This is a genomic window from Allobosea sp. GW821-FHT12C12 (assembly GCF_058807355.1).
Map to the genome: position 1 here is coordinate 233195 of NZ_JBXAQP010000005.1, position 17397 is coordinate 250591.

Below are 17397 nucleotides of genomic sequence, written 5' to 3' on the forward strand. Positions count from 1 at the left end.
GTGAAGCGCGACAATCCGTGACGGCAGATCCCGAAACGACGGAAAGCCCCAACCCGTGACCATCGCCCTCGACCGACCCGCATTCGCGGCCGAAGACAACGCCGGGCGCGCCGCGATCCGGCGCTGGCTCTGGACTGTCGCGGCGCTGGTCTTCGTCATGGTCGTGGTCGGCGGCGCGACGCGGCTGACGGGGTCTGGCCTCTCGATCACAGAGTGGCGGCCGGTGACCGGCGCGCTGCCGCCATTGTCCGACGCCGCATGGGCGCTCGAATTCGAGAAGTATCGCGCCAGCCCGCAATACCTGCTGCTCAACGCCGGGATGGGCATCGGTGATTTCAAGTTCATCTACTGGTGGGAATGGGGCCATCGCCAGCTTGGCCGCTTCATCGGGCTGGTCTATCTCGGCGGCTTCCTGGTGATCGCGGCGCTGCGCATCCTGCCCTGGCGGCAGACGCTGGTTCTGTTCGGCATGGGCCTGCTGCTCGCGCTCCAGGGCGCGATCGGCTGGATCATGGTGGCGTCCGGCCTCCAGCCCGGCATGGTCGCGGTCGCGCCCGTGAAGCTGATGCTGCACCTCACTTTCGCCGGGCTGTTCTTCGCCTCCGTCGTCGCCTTCGCGACCGCGATGACGCCGCCGCGACGCGTCGAGGCCGCGCAGGGCGGGGCGGCGGCCTGGACCCTGCTGGGCCTGACCTTCGCGCAGATCGCGCTCGGCGGGCTCGTCGCCGGCTCGAAGGCCGGCCTCGCCTTCAACACCTGGCCGCTGATGGACGGCGCGCTCTTGCCCTCGTCGGCGACGCTGTTCGCCCAGACGCCGTTCTGGGAGAACTTCGTCGACAATGTCGCGCTGGTTCAGTTCAACCACCGCCTGGGGGCCTATGCGCTACTGGTTTTCGCGCTCTGGCATGCGTTCGCCCTGCGCCGCGTCGCGGCGGGGTCCGGCGGGGCGAAGCGCGCGACCGCGCTCGCCGGCATGATGCTGATGCAGGGCGCGCTCGGCGTCGTCACGCTGCTGCTGGTCGTGCCGCTCTGGGCCGGGTTGGCCCATCAGGCGCTCGCCTTCGCGATCCTCGCGATGGCGGTGGCGCATGTGACGCGCCTGTCGTTCCGGAGCGCGCCGAAGGCGGCTCCCCGGAACGACAGAGGCGGTCACGCCAGCGCCTGATCCAGATCGTCGATGATGTCCTGCACGTCCTCGAGCCCGATCGAGAGCCGGACCACCTCCGGGCCCGCGCCCGACGCCGTCTTCTGCGCGTCCGAGAGCTGGCGGTGGGTGGTCGAGGCCGGGTGGATCACCAGCGAGCGCGTGTCGCCGATATTGGCCAGATGCGAGAACAGCTTCAGGTTGGTCACCAGCTTGACGCCGGCGTCGTAGCCGCCCTTCAGGCCGAAGGTGAAGACCGCGCCCGCGCCCTTCGGGCAGTAGCGCCGCGCCAGCGCGTGGTGCTTGTTGTCGGGCAGGCCGGCATAGCTGACCCAGTCGACCGCCGGATGCTGCGAAAGATGCTGCGCGACGGCGAGCGTCGACTCGCAATGCCTCTGCATCCGCAGCGGCAAGGTCTCGATGCCGGTCAGGATCATGAAGGCGTTGAAGGGCGCCAGCGCCGGGCCCATGTCGCGCAGGCCGAGCACGCGGGTCGCGATCGCGAAAGCGAAATTGCCGAAAGTCTCGCCCAGCACCATGCCGTTATACTCCGGCCGCGGCTTGGAGAGCATCGGGTAGCGCTCGTCGCCGACCCAGTTGAACGAGCCGCCGTCGACGATCAGCCCGCCGATCGAGTTGCCGTGGCCGCCGAGGAACTTGGTGGCCGAATGCACGACGATGTCGGCGCCGTGCTCGAAGGGGCGGATCAGGTAGGGACTCGCCATCGTGTTGTCGACGATCAGCGGAATGTTGTGCTTCCTGGCGATCGCCGCGATGCCGGCGATGTCGACCACGACGCCGCCCGGATTGGCGATGGATTCGATGAAGATCGCCTTGGTCTTCGGCGTCACGGCGGCGGCAAAGGCCTCCAGATCGTCGGAATCGGCCCAGATCACGCTCCAGCCGAAATTCTTGTAGGAGTGGTTGAACTGGTTGATCGAGCCGCCATAGAGCTTCCTGGCCGCGACGAACTCGTCGCCGGGCTGCAGCAGCGCATGGAAGCACAGGAACTCGGCCGCATGGCCCGAGGCGACCGCGAGCGCCGCCGTCCCGCCCTCCAGCGCCGCGACGCGCTCCTCCAGCACGGCGTTGGTCGGGTTGCCGATGCGGGTGTAGATGTTGCCGAAGGCCTGCAGCCCGAACAGCGACGCCGCATGGTCGACATCGTCGAAGACGAAGGAGGTCGTCTGGTAGATCGGGGTCGCTCGCGCGCCCGTCGCGGCGTCGGGAGCCGCGCCCGCATGGATGGCGAGCGTGTGGAAACCCGGTGCGCGGTCGGTCATGGCGTGCTCCCTGAAAAATTCCGGTCGTGAGACGTGCCGTTCGTTTTAACGAACGCTCTGGGCTGCGTCAATTCGACGGCGGGACGAGTTCAGGCCCGATATGCTCCGGCCTGATCCCGAGCCCGACGATCCGGGCGGGAATGCGCCGCAGCGGCGGCAGCCAGTCGAACAGCCGCGCCAGCCAGGGCGCGCGCAGCGGCGCATCGCTTCCGGCGCGGGCCAGCAGCGGCGAGATGATCCGGTTCTGCGCGATCACCTGGATGCGCTGGGTCGCCCGTGTCGGAAATTCGCGGCGCGCCTGGACCGCGGCGAGATCGGCGTCGCTGACGCGCTTTTCGCGCAATGGCGCGGCGAGCCGGTTGGCGGCGGCGACGGCGTCCTGCACCGCCAGGTTGACGCCGACGCCGCCGATGGGGGACATGGCGTGCGCCGCGTCCCCGATACAGAGCAGGCCGGGCCGCCACCATTTATCGAGCCTGTCGATGCTGACGGTGAGCAGCTTGATCTGGTCCCAGTCGGCGATGCTGTCGATGCGGTTGGCGAACCATGGCGCGAGCCTGACGATGTCGTCCCGGAAGGCCGGCAGTCCGGCGGCGCGCAATTCGTCGAACTTGCCCTTCGGAATGACGAAGGCGCTTTGCCAGTAGTCGCCGCGATCGAGCGTCACCAGCAGGCGGCCATTGGCGACCTGCCCGCCGGTCTGGCCGGGATCGCCGGGCTCCCGCGCCAGCCTGAACCAGAGCACGTCCATCGGCGCGCCGATGTCGATCGTGGTCAGGCCGGACGCGGCCCGGATGTCCGAGCGGCGTCCGTCGGCGGCGACGACGAGGTCGGCCCTGACCGAGAAAGGCCCGTCCGCGCCTGTTCCGGTGAGCCCGACCACCTTGCCGCCGTCCTCGATCAGGGTCTCGGCCTTCGCGTTCATCGTCAGCGTGAAGCGCGGCTGCTCGCGGCCGCGATCGGCCAGGAAATCGAGGAAGTCCCATTGCGGCATCATCGCGATGAACGGCGCCACGACCGGCAGGTGCGAGAAATCGACGAATTGGACCGTGTCCTGCCCGAACCTCATCGCAAGGTCCGACACCTTGCTGTGCGGCAGCCGGAGAAAATCCTCGAGCAGCCCGAGCTCGTGCATCAACTGCAGCGTCGAGGGATGGATCGTGTCGCCGCGGAAATCGCGCAGGAAGTCGGCGTGCTTCTCCAGCACGACGACCTCGACGCCGGCCCGCGCCAGCAGGAAGCCCAGCATCATCCCGGCCGGGCCGCCTCCGGCGATGCAGCAGGTGGTGGTGAGCGTATGCATCGCGGAGCCCTCGCGAAATCAGGCCGCCTTCACGTCCCCGGCCGGTGGATCGTCAGCTTCTGGAAGCCCTTGCCCGCCAGCGCCGGCTTCTTCGACGACAGGATGCGCGAATTGATGCCCTGCCAGCCGATTTCGCCCGAGAGCCGGCCATATTCGATCTTCGGGCAGCGGTTCATGATCACGGTGACGCCCTTCGCCTCGGCGCGGGCGGCGGCCTCGTCGTTGCGCACCGAAAGCTGCATCCAGATCACCTTAGGCAGCGGGTCGAGCGCCAGCGCCTCCTCGGTGATCGGCCCGGCGGCCTGCGAATTGCGGAAGATCTCGACCATGTCGATCGCGCCGGGGATGTCCCTGAGCGAGCCATGGACCGTCTTGCCGAGCAGAGTCTGGCCGGCGAGCCCCGGATTGACCGGGATCACGTCGTAGCCGCGATCGAGCAGGTATTTGGTGACGATCCAGCTAGGCCGCGCCTCGCTGGCGGAGGCCCCGACCAGCGCGATGCGCTTCACGGATTTGAGGATGTCGCGGATCTGGCTGTCGGGGTAGGCGTCGTGGGTCATCACACTTGCGTTTCGAGAGTCGGATAGCGGGAAGCCAATCCTTACAGGAGTGGGGTTCCCAGCGCCTACCCCTCCCATACCGGCGCGCGCTTCGCCACGAACGCGCCGATGCCTTCCTCCGCGTCCCGCGCCAGCATGTTCTCGACCATCACCGCCGAGGCATGGTCGTAAGCCGCCGCCAGGCCCATCTCGCGCTGCTCGTAAAACGCCCGCTTGCCGATCTTGATCGTCGCCGGCGACTTCGAGGCGATCACGGCGGCGAGCCTGCCCGCTTCCGCCAACGCGCCGCCGGTCGGCACGACCCGGTTGACCAGCCCCATCCGCGCCGCCTCCGCAGCCGGCAGCATCTCGCCGAGCAGCAGCAACTCCATCGCGTGCTTGGCCGAGAGATTGCGCGAGAGCGCGACCATCGGCGTCGAGCAGAACAGGCCGATATGGACGCCGGGCGTGCAGAACTTTGCGTCCGCGCCCGCCACCGCGAGGTCGCAGCTCGCGACGATCTGGCAACCCGCCGCCGTCGCCGTGCCCTCGACCGCCGCGATGACCGGCTGGGGCAGGGCGGTGATCGCCCGCATCACGGTCGAGCAGCGCCCGAGAACGTCCGTGAAATAGGCTCGTCCCCGATCTGGGTCGGCCCGATGCGCGCTCATCTCCTTGAGGTCGTGGCCGGCGCAGAACACCGGGCCCTCGGCCGCGAGGATCACGACCTTGACCGCGCGGTCCGCCGCGATCGCCGCAAGGCTCTCCGACAGCGCCGCCAGCAACGCCTCGCCGAGCGGGTTGCGCGCGTGCGGCCGGTTCAGCGTCAGCGTCGCGACGCCGTCGGCGTCGGAGCGCAGCAGGACGGGGGCGGTGTTGATGGCATGGGCGTTCATCGCAGGGCCTTTCGCAGACACGCCTATTGTCGGTACGCCGGCCGCATGCTGCAAGGGACGGCAATGCCGAAGCCGGAGCCGTTTGCCGCACCATGACGACCACCGCCATGACCGCCTCCGAGATCGAGCGGTATCTCGATCGGGTCTTCCCGCAGCTGCACATCGGGGGGCGCACCTATTTCGTCGAGGACGTCGGGCCGATGAGCGCCCGGATGCGCTGCGATTATCACGAGCGGCATCTGCGTCCCGGCGGCACGATCTCGGGCCCGACCATGATGGCGCTGGCCGATCTCGCGCTCTATGTCGCGATCCTGGCCCAGATCGGCCCGGTCGCGCTCGCCGTCACGACGAGCCTGAACTACAATTTCCTGCGCAAGCCGGGTCAGGCGGCGCTGATCGCCGAATGCAAACTGCTCAAGCTCGGCCGGCGGCTCGCGGTCGGCGAGGTCTCGCTGTTCTCTCAGGGAGAAAGCGAGATCGTCTGCCACGCGACCGGGACCTATTCGATCCCGGCGCAGCGCTAGGCAGGCCCACGTATTTTACCGTCATGGTCGGGCTTGTCCCGACAATCCACGTCTTCCGGCGGCGAGCCCATGCCCAAGACGTGGATGCTCGCCACAAGGGCGAGCATGACGGGCGAGGGCAGGGCGCTACGGCTTCTGCGGCAGCGGTTCCAGCCCGGTCTTCTTGATCGCCGGCGCGGCCTCCGGCGAGCCGAGGCAGGCGATCAGCTTCTTCGCCGCTTCTGGCCCTTCGATCCGGCTGCGATCCCGGCCGCCGTGAAGCCGCAGGATCTGATGACATGGACGTCCGCCATGGTCGGCGCGGCGATCATGAGCGGGGCGGCGACCGCGCCGAGCGAAAGCAGGGCCGACAGGTTCAGAGTTCTCGTCATGGATGTTTCCTCCGGACGCATGTTCGCCCGGACCGGAAACAGGCGGCAAGACGCAGCACGGCAAGGATTTGCGGTATCCAGATACCTTATATGGCATATCGTTCAAAAATCAGCGATTTTCGCTCGCGAGCGCGCATTGTGGCGCTTGACAGCCTGCCGTCGCCGCCCTATCCACCGCCCCACATCGCCGCCGGTCTCCGGCGGCTTGTCGTTTTCTCATCAGCCAATCGAAAGGGCGCCGCGATGAAGACCATGTCGCTGAAACCCGCCGATGTCGAAAAGAAGTGGGTTGTGATCGACGCCTCCGGGCTCGTCGTCGGCCGCCTCGCCACCATCGTGGCGCTGCGTCTGCGCGGCAAGCACAAGGCCGATTACACGCCCCATGTCGACTGCGGCGACAACATCGTGATCGTGAATGCCGACAAGGTCGTCCTGACCGGCCGCAAGCGCGACCAGAAGGTCTACCACCACCACACCGGCTATGCCGGCGGCATCAAGGAGCGGTCGGCCAAGTTCATCCTGGAAGGCCGCTTCCCCGAGCGCATCGTCGAGAAGGCCGTCGAGCGCATGCTGCCGCGCGGCCCGCTCTTCCGCCAGATCCTCGGCAATCTGCGCGTCTACAAGGGCGCCGAGCATCCCCATGCCGCGCAGTCGCCGGAGACGCTCGACGTCGCCGCGCTCAACCGCAAGAATGCGAGGGTCTGACCATGGCCGAGGTTCTCCAGTCTCTCGAGCAGCTCGGCCAGGTCGCCAAGACCGCGCAAGCCGACGCCCCCGTCCACGTCAGGAAGGTCGACGCGCAGGGCCGCGCCTATGCCACCGGCAAGCGCAAGAACGCCATCGCCCGCGTCTGGATCAAGCCGGGCTCCGGCAAGATCACGGTCAACACCCGTGACCAGGAGGTGTATTTCGCCCGCCCGGTGCTGCGCATGGTCCTGCAGCAGCCGCTGCAGCTCGTCGAGCGCATGACCCAGTACGACGTCGTCGTCACCGTCAAGGGCGGCGGCCTCTCCGGCCAGGCCGGCGCGGTGCGCCACGGCATCTCCAAGGCCCTGACCTTCTACGAGCCCGAGCTTCGCGGCCCGCTCAAGAAGGGCGGCTTCCTGACCCGCGATTCGCGCGTCGTCGAGCGCAAGAAGTTCGGCAAGGCCAAGGCCCGCCGCAGCTTCCAGTTCTCGAAGCGCTGATCGAACGAAAGCCACGGCCGTCGTTTACCGGCCATGCATCAGGGCGGCTCGCAAGAGCCGCCCTTTTCGTTTCTATTGCTGGAGATCAGACGCTCAAACTGTCGTGAGCGTGTCGAGTGGGAGAGTTCTGTCTTGGGAATGTTCGACGCGCTATTGGGCCATGGGACTGACGTCGACCCGGAGAAACTGCGTCAGCGACTCGAGGGCGTCCTGATCGAGAATGAACGGGTCGATATTGCGTACAAGATCATCAGGGACTTTTTCGTATTCACCAATTTTCGCGTCATCCTGGTTGATGTGCAGGGCATCACTGGCAGCAAGGTCGATTTTATGTCGATCCCCTATAAAGCAATCACTCGATTTTCTGTTGAAACCGCTGGTACTTTTGATTTGGACGCGGAGCTGAAGATTTGGGTGTCTGGGAGCCCCGATCCAATCCAGAAGACGCTGAAGAAGGGTAGCGATGTGCGCGGTGTCCAGCGGGCAATCGCGGCTGCAATCTTTCGCTAGAACTCACGCCTGATCGAAAAAGGCCGTGAGCCTCGGTGCTCGCGTGGTCCTATTGGAGCCCGCCCATGACTCGCCCCGTCCTCCTCGTCACCGGCGGCAGCCGCGGCATCGGGGCCGCCACCTGCATCCTGGCGGCAAAGCGTGGCTATGACGTCGCGGTGAACTACCAGGGCAATGCAGAGGCTGCGGCGACCGTCGTCGCGGCCTGCGAGGCGGCCGGAGCCAAGGCCGTCGCGATCCAGGGCGACATGGCGAGCGCGACCGACGTCATCCGGCTCTTCGCCGAGGCGAAGGCGGCGCTCGGGCCGATCTCGCACGTCGTCAACAACGCCGGCATCACCGGCAAGGCGAGCCCGCTGGCGGACGCCGACACCGCCGTCATCCGCGCCTGCATCGACGTCAACGTCACCGGCGCGATCCTGGTGGCGCGCGAGGCGGCGCGGGCGCTGACGGCGAACGGCGACGCGCCGGGCAGGGCGATCGTCAACATCTCATCGGCCGCCGTCACGCTCGGCTCGCCCGGCGAATATGTCTGGTACGCCGCCTCGAAGGGCGCGATCGACTCCCTCACAATCGGGCTCGCCAAGGAACTGGCCCCGGCCGGGATCCGCGTCAACGCGGTCGCGCCCGGCATGACCGGGACCGACATCCACGCCTTGTCCACCGGCGATCCCGGCCGCGTCGCGCGCATCGCGCCGAGCGTTCCGCTCAAGCGCGCCGCGACGCCCGAGGAGATCGCCGAATCGATCCTGTTCCTGCTCTCGGAGGCTTCGGCCTACACGACGGGCGTCGTGCTGCGCGTCGCCGGCGGGCGCTGATCGCGACCGGGACGACAGATTCGGCTGCCATCGACGTCGATCCCGACTGCCACCCGCGCAGGGCCGTGCTAAATCCCCCGCTCCACTCCGCCCGCGAGCCACAATGCGCGTCCTTCTCATCCTGATCGCCTTCGGCATGATCGCCGTGCCGGCCCTGCTCGCGCTGTCCAGCGCCCGGCATGGCCGGGCGCGGCGCATCGCCAATGCGCTGGCGATCTTCCTGACGCCGGCGATCGCGCTCGGCCTGATCCACGGCGCGCCGGAACTCGACGGCCGGGCCCTGCGGAATCCCGTGGCCTGGACGACGCTTCGGCTCGTGCTGTCGGGCCTCGCGCTGATCCTGCCCTGGTGCCTCTATGTCTGGCTTGCCGGCGCGCGCCGCTGACCCTTGAGACTGAAACCGATGACCGAACCCGCCGATACCCCGACGATCGACCACGCCTTCACCGGCGACAGGCGCGGCCCCGCCCATGACCCGACCTATGCCGGCGCGCTCTCCTTCATGCGCCGCCGCTACGGCAAGGACGTTTCCGGCTGCGATCTCGTGATCTGGGGCGTGCCCTTCGATCTAGCGGTCTCGAACCGCCCCGGCGCGCGCTTCGGCCCACAGGCGCTGCGCCGCGTCAGCGCGATCTTCGACGGCGACGCGCAATTCCCGTCGCGCATCGACCCGTTCGAGAGCCTGAGCGCGGTCGACTATGGCGACTGCCTGCTGCCGCGCGGCGATCTCCAGGGCTGCGCGAAAGCGATCGAGGACGGCGCGGCCGGGATCATCGCCAGCGGCGCCCATCTCGTCACGCTCGGCGGCGACCATTTCATCACCCTGCCGCTGCTGCGCGCCCATGTCGCCCGCCACGGCAAGCTCGCGCTCGTCCAGTTCGACGCGCATCAGGACACCTGGGACGACGGCGTCGGCGCGATCAGCCACGGCGCCTTCGTGCTGGAGGCGGTGCGCGAGGATCTGATCGACGTCGAGCGCTCGATCCAGATCGGCATCCGCACCGTCGCGCCGCGCGATTGCGGGCTCGCGGTGATCGACGGCTACGAGGCGCAGGAACTCGGCGTCGAGGGCGTCGTCGCCCGCATCCGCGAGCGGGTGGGGCAGGGCCCGGCCTATCTCACCTTCGACATCGACGCGCTCGACCCCGGCCACGCGCCGGGCACCGGCACGCCCGTCGCCGGCGGGCTGTCAACGGCGCAGGCGCTGCGCATGGTCTGGGGCCTGCGCGGTCTCGATCTCCGCGGCATGGACATCGTCGAGGTCTCGCCGCCCTACGACCACGCCGACGCGACCGCGATCGCGGGAGCGGCCGTCGCGCAGCACTACATCCAGATGCTGGCGCTGAGGAAGGCCGGTTGAATCGGGATGTGAGGCGGTTGAATCAAGGCGTTTGCCAAACCGATGAACTGACTCATGTTGCGCGACAATTCCTTCCACTCATGCCCGGGCTTGTCCCGGGTATCCACGTCTTGACCGCCGTGGCCGCCGAGGAAGACGTGGATGGTCGCCTTTAGGGGGCCATGACAAGGAGCGAGCGAAGGGCTCCCTGATTATTGACAGCGTCGTCCCACTCCCTCATATCCCTGCCATGCCCGCGAACTTCTCCCGACGTCGCCCGTCCCCGGCCGCCCCTGCGCGACCGCGATGACGCTCGGCTGCCAGTCCGAACGCCCGCGACCGCGCCCCGAGCGCGGTTTTTTTATGCCTGAAGCCGGCCAAGTTTTTTCGCCTATCTCCACCAGACGCCTCGCGAGGGTCCGATGAACCAGAATCTGAAATCCATCTTCATCGACGGCGAGGCCGGCACCACCGGCCTCGGCATCCGCGACAGGCTGGCCGCCGTGCCGGAGGTCGTGGTCAGGAGCATCGACCCCGACAAACGCAAGGACGCGTCCGCCCGCAAGGCGATGATGGCCGGCGTCGACCTCGTCGTGCTCTGCCTGCCCGACGACGCGGCGAGGGAATCGGTCGCGCTCGCCGACGAGCTGGGCTCCGACGCACCCAAGATCGTCGACGCCGCGACCGCGCACCGGATCGCGCCGGGCTGGGTCTATGGTTTCGCCGAGCTCGCCCCAGGCCATGCCGACAGGATCGCCAACGCCAACCGCGTCGCCAATCCGGGCTGCTATCCGACGGGGGCGATCGCGCTGCTGCGGCCGCTCGTCGATGCCGGGCTGCTGGCGCGGGATCAACCGCTCGCCATCAATGCCGTCTCCGGCTATTCCGGCGGCGGCAAGGGCATGATCGAGGATCATGAGGCGGGCAGGGCGCCGGCCTTCGAGCTTTACGGTCTCGGGCTGAAGCACAAGCACCTGCCGGAGCTGCAGGAATATGCCCGCCTGACCCGGCGGCCGATCTTCGTGCCGTCCGTCGGCGGTTTCCGTCAGGGCATGCTGGTCTCGGTGCCGCTGCACCTCGACACGCTGCCGGGCGGACCGAAGATCGCCGACCTTCAGGCTGTGCTGGCGGAGCGTTATGCCGGCTCGACCTATGTCTCCGTCGTCGACGGCGCGCTCTCCGGCGGCAAGCTGGAGCCGGAGGCGCTCAACCACACCAACCTGCTGGAATTGCGCGTCTTCGGCGACGATGCGCTCGGTCAGGCTCTGCTCGTGGCAAGGCTCGACAATCTCGGCAAGGGCGCGTCCGGCGCGGCGGTCCAGAACATCAGGCTGATGCTCGGTTTGCCGGCATGATCTTCACGGGATCGTGATCGCCCGACCAGTGGCGATCGGCGCAACAATTTGTCCCGGCAACCATTTGAATCGCATTGATTCATTCGTTTGCTCCGCCAGAAGGTTGCGCCTTGCCTGACGCCGACGATCGCGAAGAGGGCCTGATCGACCGGATCTACGAGGCCGCGATCGTGCCCGAGGGCTGGCCCGAGGTCCTTCGGGTCACGGCCGCGATCGCCGGTTGTCGCGAGGCGCTGTTCGGAACGATCCTGAACGACCAGGCCCGGCTGACGGCGTCTTCCCCTGAATTCGGCCGGGCTTACGACCGGATTCTCGAACGCCTTCCGATCCCGGTCAACCAGCGCGCTCTGCGCCTGATGGGCGCGCGGAATCGCGGCTTCATCACCGACATGGACGTTTTCACCGAAGCCGAGATCGCATCCGAGCCGCTCTATCAGGAAATGCTGATCCCGTCGGGCTACGGCTCGGGCGTCGCGGCGGCCATCGCCGCGCCGAGCGGCGAGATGATCGTCGTCCATTGCGAGCGCGCGATCGCCGAAGGCGCCGTCGACCCGGCCACGATCGCCGCGCTCAACCGCTTGCGGCCGCATTTCGCCCGCGCCGGGCTGCTCGCGCGCCGTCTCGACATGGAGCGCGCGCAGGCGGCGGCGGCGGCGCTGGCGCAGATGGGGCTGCCCGGCGCGGTGCTGGGCCCGGACGGGCGCATCGTCAGCGCGAACGCCCTGATCGAGGCGCTCATGCCGGCGGTCTTCCGCGACAGGCTCGGCCGGCTCTCGATCGTCGATCCCGTCGCCGACCGGCTTCTGGGCCTCGCACTGGCGGGGCTGGCGCCTGACGGGCACGACTCCGCCGTGCGCTCGATCCCGATTCCGGCGAGCGAGGAGCGGCCGCCCATCATCCTCCACCTCTCACCGGTCAGCCGCCGCGCCCGCGACGTCTTCGCGAATTCGGCCGCGATCCTGATCGCGACTCCGCTGCGGCCGCACCGCGCGCCTGGCGCCGACATCATCGAGGGCCTGTTCGACCTGACGCCGGCCGAGGCGAGGCTCGCCGTGATGATCGCCGAGGGCCTGACGCCGCGCGACGCGTCGCAGCGGCTCGGCGTCACCGAGGGCACGGCGCGCACGACCCTCAAGCGCGTCCTGGCCAAGACCGGCTCGCGCCGCCAGTCCGACCTCGTCGGCATGCTGCGCGGCGCGGCGAGGCCGGGCTGAGCGCTGCTCCCATATGGGAGGTGTGCCCATGCGGCAGCCGTGAAATATCAGGGCTTCGCGGCCTTCGGGCCGCGGTTCTGGAGCGCGGTCACTCCCGCTCTCCGCCGCGCGCGGGCGCTCATGGCAGATCGGGCCGCCCGCCGTTTCGAGCTCCTCCGCCGTCATGACCGGGTCAAGCGGTCATGACGGCCTTTTTCGTTTCAGGCCGCTTTCAGGCGGCCTTGAACGGCCGGAAGTTCTGCTTCTGCGCGCCGAGCCCATCGATCCCGAGCGTCACGACCTCGCCGCCCTTGAGGAAGCGCGGCGGCTTGAAGCCGAGGCCGACGCCGGGCGGCGTGCCGGTGGTGATGACGTCGCCCGGATCGAGCCGCATGAACTGGCTGATATAGTGGACCAGATAGGTCGCGCCGAAGATCATGGTCTTGGTCGAGCCGTTCTGGACGCGCTCGCCATCGACCTCGAGCCACATGCCGAGGTTCTGGATGTCGGCGATCTCGTCGGGCGTCACCAGCCAGGGGCCGAGCGGCCCGAAGGTCGGGCAGCCCTTGCCCTTGGCCCACTGGCCGCCGCGCTCGGTCTGGAAGGCGCGCTCGGAAACGTCGTTGCAGACGCAGAAGCCGGCGATCGCGGCCATCGCGTCCTTCTCCTCGATATAGGAGCCGCCATCGCCGATCACGATCGCAAGCTCGACCTCCCAGTCGGTCTTGACCGAGTTCTTCGGGATGACGACGTCGTCGTTGGGGCCGACGATGCAGTTCGGCGCCTTGTTGAAAAGGATCGGCTCGGCGGGAATCGCGGCGCCGGTCTCGGCCGCATGGTCGGCGAAGTTCAGGCCGACGGCGATGAAATTGCGCACATCGCCGACGCAGGCGCCGATTCGGGGCGAGCCCGGAACGGCCGGCAGCGATTCGGGACTGGCGGCCTTGATCGTCGCCAGAGAGGCCGAAGTCAGCGCCTTGCCGGCAAGATCCGGAACGAGTCCGGATATGTCGCGCAACACGCCCTTGGCGTCGAGCAGCGCCGGCTTCTCCTGGCCGAAATCGCCATAACGTAGCAGTTTCACGTCGTTTACCCCATTTCAAACGATCTGATCGAGCGGCGCGATCCTGATCGGAGGCGCGGCGCCAAGACAAGCCCGTTTGCGCGCATGGCCCGGCTGCGCCCGAGCCCATGTCGCGATGTTGCCGGAATGACACGCGACGCGTGAAAGAGAAGCGCCCAACGATGAGGCTGTCATGGTCAGATTCCCGGCAGTCGCGCCAAAAATCGCGATAGTTCCTATGTAAACGATCCTTTTCGCCCGGGGCTTGCGTGCAAGCCGACGAAATTGACCCGAATTCTCGTGTTTTCCGCGTTTCCGATGGAGCAGGCTCGGAGCTGATGGCGAAATTGGGGCCTGTAAGGCGGGATTGCGGCAAGGACGGGCTCGCGGCATGGTGTCGTCGAAGCGGGGCGAAGCGACCCCGACGCAAGATCGATCGCCAAGATCATTCGAGACAAGATCACTCCAAGGGATGGGCATGATGCAGAGCCGCCTCCGTTACATCGCCGCCGCCACGGTTTCCGTGCTCGCGCTCACCGCCTCGGGCGCGGCGCTCGCCGGCTCCTTCGCGATCCGCTCGGGCCAGAGCGCCGAGGGCCTCGGCATGGCCTATGCCGGCGCGGCTTCGGGCGGCATCGGGCTGGGCTCGATGGCCTGGAACCCGGCCACCATCACCATGTTCCCGGGCCGCAACAGCAACTGGAACGCGACCTATATCGCGCCGAACGGCGAATATAACCCGACCTCGCAGACCCTGGTCCGCAACCCTGCGACCGGCGGCCTGATCCCCAACACCCTGGCCGGCGGCAGCCCGGCCGGGACGGGCAATCTCGGCGGCGACGGCGCCTTCGTGCCGGCCTCCTTCTCGGCCTGGCAGTTGACCGACCGGCTCTGGATCGGCGTGACCTCGACCGCGCCGTTCGGCCTGCGCTCGAAGGCCGAGAACAACTACAACGCCGCCCAGACCTATGGCCGTTCGGCCAAGGTCCGCACCATCAACATCGCCCCGACGATCGGCTATCAGGTCAACGACTGGCTCGCGGTCGGCGCGGCCGTGCAGGGCTAGTTCATCAAGACGAACCTGAAGTCCGCCACCGCGGTGACCGCCACGGCCCCGAACGCGATCCTCGACGGCGATTCGATCGACCTCGGCTACCGCCTCGGCATCACCCTGACCCCGATGAGGGGCACCACGATCGGCGTCGGCTACCGCTCCTCCATCCGCCAGACGCTGGACGGCGACTTCTCGACCCCCGCCGGCGCGATCCCGATCAAGGCCAATCTCAACCTGCCCGATTCGGTCGTCGTCGGCGTCTCGCATCAGATCAACGAGCAGTGGCAGGTCCATCTCGGCTACGAGTGGACCAACTGGAGCCGCTTCCGCAACATCCCGATCGTCAACAAGCTGACGGGCGGCGTTCTCGGCCCCCTGCCGAGCCTGAACTTCCAGTATGACGACAGCCATTTCGTCTCGGCCGGCGTGGAATACCGCTACAACCGCGACCTGACGCTGCGCGCCGGCGTCGGCTACGAATGGTCGCCGGTCAACGACCGCAACCGCACGGTCTTCATCTCCGACAACGACCGGCTCTGGCTCGGCGTCGGCGGCAGCTACCAGATCACCGACAAGCTGAAGCTCGACATCGGCTACAGCTACCTGAACGTGAAGAAGGCGACCGTGAACTACGGCGGCACGCATCCGCAGCAGAACCCCAACGTGTTCTACACCGCCGAGGCCAAGCCCTACATCCACATCGTCTCGGCCGGCCTGACCTATCGCTGGGACAACCCCGTCGAGACGATTCCCATGGCCCCGGTGGTGCGCAAGTACTGATCGTCGCCCCAAGGCGAGACGAAGAAGCCGGCCGCGAGGCCGGCTTTTTTTGTGTGGCGGGCTGCGAGAGGTGGATGTCCGGAGAGGGTCGGAAGCTGCCCCGCTCTCCCACATCCTCACGCCTTCACCCTCACATAGCTCCCCGGCGCATCCTCGATCGCCTTCAGCTTGCCGCCGCCCGGCTCGCGCGCCTTGACCCTTTCCGGCGCCTGCTTTTCCAGCCAGGCGAACCAATGCGGCCACCATGAGCCCGGCGTCTCGGTCGCGGCCTTCATCCAGTCCTCGAAAGCCCCCTCCGCCTTGCCGCCGGTCCAGTACTGGTACTTCACCTTGGTCGGTGGGTTGACCACGCCGGCGATGTGGCCCGAGCCCGCGACGACATAGTCGACCGGGCCGCCGAAGCATCGCGAGCCGAGGAAGACCGAGGGGGCCGGCGCGATATGGTCCTCGCGCGCCGCGAGGTTGTAGACCGGGATCGTCACCTTGCCGAGGTCGAGCGCCTTGCCGCCGATGCGCATCTCGCCTTTGGAGAGCCTGTTTTCCAGATAGCAGTTGCGCAGGTAGAAGGAGTGGTTCGCCGCCGGCATCCGGGTCGAATCCGCGTTCCAGTAGAGCAGGTCGAAGGCGGTCGGGGTCTTGCCCTTGAGGTAGTTGTTGACCGCATAGGACCAGATCAGGTCGTTGGGCCGCAGCATGTTGAAGGCGCCCGACATGCGCGCCCCGTCGAGATAGCCGCGCTCGGCCATCTGCTGCTCGATCGCCCTGATCTGGCCCTCGTCGACGAAGACGGAAAGCTCGCCGGCATTCGAGAAATCGACCTGGGTGGTGAAGAAGGTCGCGCTCGCGATGCGCTTGTCCTTGACCGCCGCCATATAGGCCAGCGTCACGCCGAGCAGCGTGCCGCCGACGCAATAGCCGATCGCGCTGACCGATTTTTCAGCCGTAGCCTCTTCGATCGCGTCGAGCGCGGCAAAAATGCCCTCGCGCATATAGCTCTCGAAGTCCTTGGCGGCGTGGCGCGCGTCGGGGTTGACCCAGGAGATGCAGAACACGGTGAGCCCCTGCGCCACGCACCAGCGGATGAAGCTCTTCTCGGCGTTGAGGTCGAGGATGTAGAACTTGTTGATCCAGGGCGGCACGATCAGGAGAGGGCGCTTCAGCACGTCCGGCGTCGTCGGCGCATACTGGATCAGTTCGATGATCTCGTTGCGGAAGACCACCTTGCCGGGCGTGGTGGCGATGTTGCGGCCGACCTCGAATGCGCCGGCGTCCGATTGCCGGATCTTGAGCTCGCCGCCGCCGGCCTCGATGTCCTCGGCCAGCATCTTCATGCCGCGCACCAGGTTCTCGCCGTTCTGCGCCAGCGTCTCGCGCAGCAGTTCGGGATTGGTCGCGACGAAGTTCGAGGGCGAGAGCGCGCTGGCGATCTGCTTGACGTAGAAACGCGCCTTCTCGCGGGTATGCGGATCGAGATCCTCGGCCTTGTCGACCATGGTTTCGGCCCAGCGCGAGCCGATCAGATAGGCCTGCTTGACGAAGTCGAACATCGGATGGGCCGACCAGTCGGGATCGGCGAAGCGGGCGTCGCGCTTGTCCGGCTCGGCGACGGGGGCCGTCTCCTCGCCGCCGGCGCGCTTCAGCGTGTTGCTCCACAGGCTGAGGAAGTCGCTGGTCAGCGCGCCTTGCGCCTCGATGATCTTGCGCGGGTCGTTGACCCAGCGCTCGGCGACGCGGCTGAGCGTCCTGACCATCTCGCTCGCCTCCTCGGCCTGGCCGCCCTTGGCTTCGCCGCGCTCGACCGGCTTCAGGTAGGCGGCGGTGGCCTTGCCGTATTCCTCGACCAGCCTTGCCATGTTCTGCGAGAACTGGTCGAAATCCGGACCGGCAGGCAATCCGGCAGGCCCTTGGGCCGTCGGGTTCGCCGGCTTGCCTTTCGGCTCATGCTCGCCTTTCGAGCCCATGGCGCCTCTCCCCTGGCCGTTTCCGCTGGGGGCGTTCGATGCGTCCCCATTTTGGTCCCATTAAGGACGTAGCCGAT

Annotated in this window: 17 protein-coding genes and 1 pseudogene; 11 read left to right on the forward strand and 7 right to left on the reverse strand. The window is 67.6% G+C overall.

Going from position 1 to position 17397, the window contains the following annotated elements; translation table 11 throughout:
• Window positions 1–55 precede the first annotated feature (55 nt).
• Window positions 56–1165: a COX15/CtaA family protein gene (locus AC1RRW_RS09670; RefSeq protein WP_492900507.1), complete on the forward strand. Its 1110-nt coding sequence runs from the start codon at window positions 56–58 to the stop codon at window positions 1163–1165.
• Here the strand turns inward: AC1RRW_RS09670 and AC1RRW_RS09675 are convergent.
• The 4 genes from AC1RRW_RS09675 to AC1RRW_RS09690 all read right to left on the reverse strand — a co-directional run bounded on the left by AC1RRW_RS09675 (window position 1150) and on the right by AC1RRW_RS09690 (window position 5165).
• Window positions 1150–2427 carry an O-acetylhomoserine aminocarboxypropyltransferase gene (locus tag AC1RRW_RS09675; RefSeq protein ID WP_492900508.1) on the reverse strand — a complete coding sequence of 426 codons (1278 nt, stop codon included), beginning with the start codon at window positions 2425–2427 and terminating at the stop codon, window positions 1150–1152. The two genes, AC1RRW_RS09670 and AC1RRW_RS09675, sit on opposite strands and share 16 nt — an antisense overlap.
• A 67-nt stretch (window positions 2428–2494) precedes the next feature.
• Window positions 2495–3730 carry an FAD-dependent oxidoreductase gene (locus tag AC1RRW_RS09680; protein ID WP_492900509.1) on the reverse strand — a complete coding sequence of 412 codons (1236 nt, stop codon included), beginning with the start codon at window positions 3728–3730 and terminating at the stop codon, window positions 2495–2497.
• A 29-nt stretch (window positions 3731–3759) separates the two neighbouring features.
• Window positions 3760–4290, reverse strand: a complete 531-nt coding sequence (locus tag AC1RRW_RS09685; RefSeq protein ID WP_492900510.1) for a CoA-binding protein — start codon at window positions 4288–4290, stop codon at window positions 3760–3762.
• Between the two features lie 65 nt (window positions 4291–4355).
• On the reverse strand, window positions 4356–5165 hold the full coding sequence (locus AC1RRW_RS09690) for an enoyl-CoA hydratase (protein ID WP_492900511.1): 810 nt from the start codon (window positions 5163–5165) through the stop codon (window positions 4356–4358).
• Window positions 5166–5257: 92 nt separating this feature from the next.
• Here AC1RRW_RS09690 and AC1RRW_RS09695 point away from each other — a divergent pair, with 92 nt between their 5' ends.
• A complete protein-coding gene (locus tag AC1RRW_RS09695) occupies window positions 5258–5689 on the forward strand; it encodes a PaaI family thioesterase (protein ID WP_492900513.1) in 432 nt (143 codons plus the stop codon).
• A gap of 203 nt (window positions 5690–5892) precedes the next feature.
• Here the strand turns inward: AC1RRW_RS09695 and AC1RRW_RS09700 are convergent, their stop codons facing one another.
• The gene (locus AC1RRW_RS09700; protein ID WP_492900514.1) at window positions 5893–6060 is read right to left on the reverse strand and encodes a hypothetical protein; all 168 of its coding nucleotides are present in this window, start codon (window positions 6058–6060) and stop codon (window positions 5893–5895) included.
• A gap of 243 nt (window positions 6061–6303) precedes the next feature.
• On the opposite strand from AC1RRW_RS09700, the gene rplM reads away from it, so the two are divergent.
• The 8 genes from rplM to AC1RRW_RS09740 all read left to right on the forward strand — a co-directional run bounded on the left by rplM (window position 6304) and on the right by AC1RRW_RS09740 (window position 12483).
• Window positions 6304–6765, forward strand: a complete 462-nt coding sequence (rplM, locus tag AC1RRW_RS09705) for a 50S ribosomal protein L13 (protein ID WP_492900515.1) — start codon at window positions 6304–6306, stop codon at window positions 6763–6765.
• A gap of 2 nt (window positions 6766–6767) precedes the next feature.
• On the forward strand, window positions 6768–7247 hold the full coding sequence (rpsI, locus tag AC1RRW_RS09710; protein WP_492900516.1) for a 30S ribosomal protein S9: 480 nt from the start codon (window positions 6768–6770) through the stop codon (window positions 7245–7247).
• A 132-nt stretch (window positions 7248–7379) separates the two neighbouring features.
• Complete coding sequence (locus AC1RRW_RS09715) at window positions 7380–7757, forward strand: PH domain-containing protein (RefSeq protein ID WP_492900517.1); 378 nt, start codon at window positions 7380–7382, stop codon at window positions 7755–7757.
• Window positions 7758–7822: 65 nt separating this feature from the next.
• Entirely contained in the window at window positions 7823–8575 is a 753-nt protein-coding gene (locus tag AC1RRW_RS09720; RefSeq protein ID WP_492900519.1) for an SDR family oxidoreductase, read from the forward strand.
• Between the two features lie 103 nt (window positions 8576–8678).
• A complete protein-coding gene (locus AC1RRW_RS09725) occupies window positions 8679–8960 on the forward strand; it encodes a hypothetical protein (RefSeq protein WP_492900521.1) in 282 nt (93 codons plus the stop codon).
• Window positions 8961–8978: 18 nt separating this feature from the next.
• Window positions 8979–9935 carry an agmatinase gene (speB, locus tag AC1RRW_RS09730; protein ID WP_492900522.1) on the forward strand — a complete coding sequence of 319 codons (957 nt, stop codon included), beginning with the start codon at window positions 8979–8981 and terminating at the stop codon, window positions 9933–9935.
• Between the two features lie 401 nt (window positions 9936–10336).
• Window positions 10337–11269 carry an N-acetyl-gamma-glutamyl-phosphate reductase gene (argC, locus tag AC1RRW_RS09735; protein WP_492900524.1) on the forward strand — a complete coding sequence of 311 codons (933 nt, stop codon included), beginning with the start codon at window positions 10337–10339 and terminating at the stop codon, window positions 11267–11269.
• A 110-nt stretch (window positions 11270–11379) separates the two neighbouring features.
• Entirely contained in the window at window positions 11380–12483 is a 1104-nt protein-coding gene (locus tag AC1RRW_RS09740; RefSeq protein ID WP_492900525.1) for a helix-turn-helix transcriptional regulator, read from the forward strand.
• Between the two features lie 211 nt (window positions 12484–12694).
• Here AC1RRW_RS09740 and AC1RRW_RS09745 read toward each other — a convergent pair whose 3' ends face one another.
• Complete coding sequence (locus tag AC1RRW_RS09745) at window positions 12695–13546, reverse strand: fumarylacetoacetate hydrolase family protein (RefSeq protein ID WP_492900526.1); 852 nt, start codon at window positions 13544–13546, stop codon at window positions 12695–12697.
• 460 nt (window positions 13547–14006) lie between these two features.
• Between AC1RRW_RS09745 and AC1RRW_RS09750 the strand changes: the two are divergent.
• Window positions 14007–15359: pseudogene (locus tag AC1RRW_RS09750) on the forward strand (OmpP1/FadL family transporter).
• A 116-nt stretch (window positions 15360–15475) separates the two neighbouring features.
• Here the strand turns inward: AC1RRW_RS09750 and phaC are convergent.
• Window positions 15476–17320 carry a class I poly(R)-hydroxyalkanoic acid synthase gene (phaC, locus tag AC1RRW_RS09755; protein ID WP_492900527.1) on the reverse strand — a complete coding sequence of 615 codons (1845 nt, stop codon included), beginning with the start codon at window positions 17318–17320 and terminating at the stop codon, window positions 15476–15478.
• Window positions 17321–17397 lie beyond the last annotated feature (77 nt).

Excerpts from the sequence above, each read along its gene's own strand:
- AC1RRW_RS09675 (WP_492900508.1), bottom strand. The coding sequence starts at position 2,427 with ATGACCGACCGCGCACCGGGTTTCCACACGCTCGCCATCCATGCGGGC.
- AC1RRW_RS09680 (WP_492900509.1), bottom strand. The coding sequence starts at position 3,730 with ATGCATACGCTCACCACCACCTGCTGCATCGCCGGAGGCGGCCCGGCC.
- AC1RRW_RS09685 (WP_492900510.1), bottom strand. The coding sequence starts at position 4,290 with ATGACCCACGACGCCTACCCCGACAGCCAGATCCGCGACATCCTCAAA.
- AC1RRW_RS09690 (WP_492900511.1), bottom strand. The coding sequence starts at position 5,165 with ATGAACGCCCATGCCATCAACACCGCCCCCGTCCTGCTGCGCTCCGAC.
- AC1RRW_RS09695 (WP_492900513.1), top strand. The coding sequence starts at position 5,258 with ATGACGACCACCGCCATGACCGCCTCCGAGATCGAGCGGTATCTCGAT.
- AC1RRW_RS09700 (WP_492900514.1), bottom strand. The coding sequence starts at position 6,060 with ATGACGAGAACTCTGAACCTGTCGGCCCTGCTTTCGCTCGGCGCGGTC.
- rplM (WP_492900515.1), top strand. The coding sequence starts at position 6,304 with ATGAAGACCATGTCGCTGAAACCCGCCGATGTCGAAAAGAAGTGGGTT.
- rpsI (WP_492900516.1), top strand. The coding sequence starts at position 6,768 with ATGGCCGAGGTTCTCCAGTCTCTCGAGCAGCTCGGCCAGGTCGCCAAG.
- AC1RRW_RS09720 (WP_492900519.1), top strand. The coding sequence starts at position 7,823 with ATGACTCGCCCCGTCCTCCTCGTCACCGGCGGCAGCCGCGGCATCGGG.
- AC1RRW_RS09725 (WP_492900521.1), top strand. The coding sequence starts at position 8,679 with ATGCGCGTCCTTCTCATCCTGATCGCCTTCGGCATGATCGCCGTGCCG.
- speB (WP_492900522.1), top strand. The coding sequence starts at position 8,979 with ATGACCGAACCCGCCGATACCCCGACGATCGACCACGCCTTCACCGGC.
- argC (WP_492900524.1), top strand. The coding sequence starts at position 10,337 with ATGAACCAGAATCTGAAATCCATCTTCATCGACGGCGAGGCCGGCACC.
- phaC (WP_492900527.1), bottom strand. The coding sequence starts at position 17,320 with ATGGGCTCGAAAGGCGAGCATGAGCCGAAAGGCAAGCCGGCGAACCCG.